This window comes from Pseudomonas sp. K5002, from assembly GCF_013386655.1.
In the GTDB taxonomy this organism is placed as follows: Bacteria; Pseudomonadota; Gammaproteobacteria; order Pseudomonadales; family Pseudomonadaceae; genus Aquipseudomonas.
In genome coordinates, this window is the sequence record NZ_JACARK010000866.1 from 1 (window position 1) to 3470 (window position 3470).

Sequence of the window (3470 nt, forward strand, 5' to 3'; positions counted from 1 at the left end):
CGACGCGGTAGAAACGCTCGGTGAGGCGCGGCAAATGCTTGGCGTCGATGCCCATCCCGGAGTCCTGCACGCTGAGGTGTGCGCCCTGGTCGTCGGCCCACCAGCGGATGCGGATGTTGCCTTTGTCCTGGGTGTATTTGACGGCGTTGAACACCAGGTTGGAAAACGCGCTGCGCAACTCGCCCTCGCTGCCCTTGAGCAGTATCGATGGGTCGGCTTCAAGGGTGATCTGCTGTTCACGCTGCCCGGACAATGCCTGGGCGTCGCTCTTGATCGTCTGCAACAGGCTTTGCACCGGCACCGGATGGTTGTCCGAGGGGTAATCGGTGGCTTCCAGCTTGGCCAGCAACAGCAGGTCGTTAAGCAGGGTTTGCATGCGCGAGCCTTGCTGCTGCATCTGTTGCAGGGCACGGGTCCAGCGCGGGTTCACATCTTCGACGTTATCGAGCAGCGTCTCCAGATAACCGCAGATCACCGTCAGCGGTGTGCGCAGTTCGTGGGAGACGTTGGCGACGAAGTCCTTGCGCATCTGTTCCAGCTGATGGATGCGTGTGACATCGCGCACCAGCATCAAATGTTCGTTATTGCCGTAGCGCGTCAGGTACAGCTGGATACGCACGCGGTCGTTGGTCGGTGACGGGATTTCCAGGGCTTCTTCGTAGTTGTCCTGCTCGAAATACTCCTTGAAACGCGGGTGGCGCACCAGGTTGGTCACCGGCTGGCCGCTGTCCTGGGGCGTCTTGAGACCCAGCAAGGTCTCTGCGGCGCGGTTCCACCATTCCAGGTTGCCGTCGCTGTCGAGCATGATCACCGCGTCTTTCAGTGCGGCGGTGGACTCCTGCACCCGGTCGATCACCGCTTGCAGGCGCCCGCGTACACGCTGGTCGCGGCGTTGCAAGTGGTAGATGCTGTCGAACACCTCGCCCCACAGGCCGTAGCCGTCGGGTGGTGCTTCGTCGGGTTTGTGCTGGCGCAGCCATTCGTGCAGGCGCAGCAGTTGCTTGAGGGTCCAGCCCAGGTAAAGGCCCAGGCCGACGGCCAGGCTCCAGCCGTAATAGCCGCTGACCAGGCCCACCAGCAGGCAGCCGGTGATCAACAGGAGCATGTGGCGGATCAGGGTGCCATGCCAGTTTTGGTTCACTTAAACACGCGTCCTTTCAGCTGTCTGGGCAGTTCGGGCTGGCTCAGCCTTTGGTGGAAAACCGGTAGCCGGTGCCGCGCACGGTTTGTACCAGATTCTCGTAAGCGTCGCCCAAGGCTTTGCGCAGGCGACGGATATGCACGTCGACGGTGCGCTCTTCCACATACACATTGCCGCCCCAGACCTGGTCCAGCAGTTGGCCGCGGGTGTAGGCGCGCTCCTGGTGGGTCATGAAGAATTGCAGCAGGCGGTATTCGGTAGGGCCCATCTCGGCGGGTTTGCCGTCGATGGTCACGCGGTGGCTGATCGGGTCAAGGATCAGGCCGTCGACTTCGATAGGCGCTTCACCATCGGTGGGGCCGGCACGGCGCAGAACGGCTTTCAGACGGGCGACCAGTTCCCGTGGGGAAAAAGGCTTGGTGATGTAGTCATCGGCGCCGACTTCCAGGCCCTGGATCTTGTTGTCCTCTTCGCCCTTGGCGGTGAGCATGANNTCCAGCAGGATCAGGTCCGGCTTGCGGTCGACGATAATGGCATGGGCCTGCTGGGAGTTCTCCGCCTCCAGGCAGTCATAGCCGGCCATTTCCAACGCAACGGCGATCATCTCGCGAATGGGCGCTTCGTCGTCAACGATCAGAATGCTCCTGCCAACCATGCTAAATCCTCTTGTCATTTAACTGTCTTGCGCCGCATTAGATAACGGAATTATTGCAGTCGTGTGACAGTAATTTAGTCGCCTGGGCAATCCTTGCCTCTCTGGACTACGCTTTGGGTCCGAATCCTGACAACCACAAAAGGAAGGTTCCCATGACTCACAGTACGTTTTCCTGGAAAGCCCTGCTGGTAACGGCCGCGTTAACGCTGCCGACACTGGCGTTTGCGGCAGACCCGGCGATGACCAAGGACGGGATGCTGGTGGACCACAACGGCATGACCCTCTACACCTTTGCCAAGGACGCTGATGGCAAATCCATGTGCAACGACAAGTGCGCCACCAACTGGCCGCCGTTGATGGCCGAATCCACCGACAAGCCCATGGGCAAGTGGACCGTGATCACCCGTGACGACCAGAAAAGCCAGTGGGCCTACAGCGGCAAGCCGCTCTACACCTTCATCATGGACAAGAAGGCCGGTGACATGACCGGCGAAGGCAAAATGGACGGGGCGTGGAAGGTCGCCAAGCCTTGATGTGAGCCGGATAAGGGTGAGGGGCCTGGCCTCTCACCGAAATCCGTAGTCCGCGACAATCCCGACAAAAATCGCCAACCCGGCCCAGTGGTTGTGCAAAAACGCCTTGAAGCATTTGAGCCGGTCCTTGTCCCGGGTGTACCAGAACTCCCAGGCAAAACACCCGGCCGCCGCCAGCAAGCCCAGGTGGAACCAGCCGCCCAACTCAAAACGCATCCCCGCCAGCCACAGGCACACCAGTGCCAGGCCCTGCAGGGTCAGGATGATCACCCGGTCGGCATCGCCGAACAGAATCGCGGTGGATTTGACCCCGATTTTCAGGTCATCGTCGCGGTCGGTCATGGCGTAGTACGTGTCGTAACCCACCGTCCACAACAGGTTGGCGATGTACAACAGCCATGCCGCGGCGGGCAGGCTGCCCGTCTCGGCGGTGAACGCCATCGGCATGCCCCACGAGAACGCCGCGCCCAATACCACCTGCGGGTAATAGGTGTAGCGCTTCATGAACGGGTAGCTGGCCGCCAGCGCGAGGCCGCCCAGAGACAGCCAGATCGTCATGGAGTTGGTCAGCAGCACCAGCAGGAAACTGATGACCATCAGCACCGCGAAGAACACCAGGGCCTCTTTCGAGCTGATCCTGCCGCTGACCAGCGGGCGCTGTTCGGTGCGTTTCACATGGCCGTCGACCTTGCGGTCGGCCCAGTCATTGATGACGCAACCGCCGGCCCGGGTGAGTACCACGCCGAGCACGAAGATCAGGATATTGAGCAGCGATGGCGAACCCTTGCCAGCAATCCACAGCGCCCACAGCGTGGGCCACAGCAGCAGGTAAATGCCGATGGGCTTGTCCATGCGGGTCAACTGGATGAAGTCCCAGGCCCTTGGGTTCAGGTGATTCAGGGATTTGAGCAGGCGCTGGTACATCAGAAACGCTCCGGATGGTCGTGCACGGCTTGCCACAGGCTCGGCAGGAAGATCTCGGCCACCAGCACGCTCAGCGGCCCGCGATCAAAGCGCGAGCGGCGCGCCCACAGGTGATCGGCCTGGTCCGCCGGGGGCAGCCATTCCCGTGGGTAGCGGCGTACCTCGATGGCCTGGCGCGTGAAGGCGTGGTCACAAAACAGCAATTCCCCGAGAGACC

Annotated in this window: 5 protein-coding genes; 1 reads left to right on the plus strand and 4 read right to left on the minus strand. The window is 61.3% G+C overall.

Going from position 1 to position 3470, the window contains the following annotated elements; translation table 11 throughout:
* Together phoR and HX846_RS30195 are read right to left on the minus strand one after the other, a co-directional pair.
* Nucleotides 1-1105 (minus strand): phosphate regulon sensor histidine kinase PhoR (gene phoR, locus HX846_RS30190; RefSeq protein ID WP_218645503.1); only part of this gene is annotated, 1105 nt, incomplete at its 3' end.
* A gap of 79 nt (nucleotides 1106-1184) precedes the next feature.
* Nucleotides 1185-1796 carry a winged helix-turn-helix domain-containing protein gene (locus tag HX846_RS30195; protein ID WP_178966783.1) on the minus strand — a complete coding sequence of 204 codons (612 nt, stop codon included), beginning with the start codon at nucleotides 1794-1796 and terminating at the stop codon, nucleotides 1185-1187.
* 152 nt (nucleotides 1797-1948) lie between these two features.
* Here HX846_RS30195 and HX846_RS30200 point away from each other — a divergent pair, with 152 nt between their 5' ends.
* The gene (locus tag HX846_RS30200) at nucleotides 1949-2329 is read left to right on the plus strand and encodes a hypothetical protein (protein WP_003213380.1); all 381 of its coding nucleotides are present in this window, start codon (nucleotides 1949-1951) and stop codon (nucleotides 2327-2329) included.
* A 33-nt stretch (nucleotides 2330-2362) separates the two neighbouring features.
* Here the strand turns inward: HX846_RS30200 and ubiA are convergent, their stop codons facing one another.
* Together ubiA and HX846_RS30210 are read right to left on the minus strand one after the other, a co-directional pair.
* On the minus strand, nucleotides 2363-3253 hold the full coding sequence (gene ubiA, locus HX846_RS30205) for a 4-hydroxybenzoate octaprenyltransferase (protein ID WP_003213378.1): 891 nt from the start codon (nucleotides 3251-3253) through the stop codon (nucleotides 2363-2365).
* A partial coding sequence (locus tag HX846_RS30210; protein WP_178966784.1) for a chorismate lyase occupies nucleotides 3253-3470 on the minus strand: 218 nt, incomplete at its 5' end. The genes ubiA and HX846_RS30210, both read right to left, overlap by 1 nt.

What these genes read in the sequence shown, in the direction of transcription:
- HX846_RS30200 (WP_003213380.1), top strand. Translation starts at nt 1,949, where the DNA reads ATGACTCACAGTACGTTTTCCTGGAAAGCCCTGCTGGTAACGGCCGCG.
- ubiA (WP_003213378.1), bottom strand. Translation starts at nt 3,253, where the DNA reads ATGTACCAGCGCCTGCTCAAATCCCTGAATCACCTGAACCCAAGGGCC.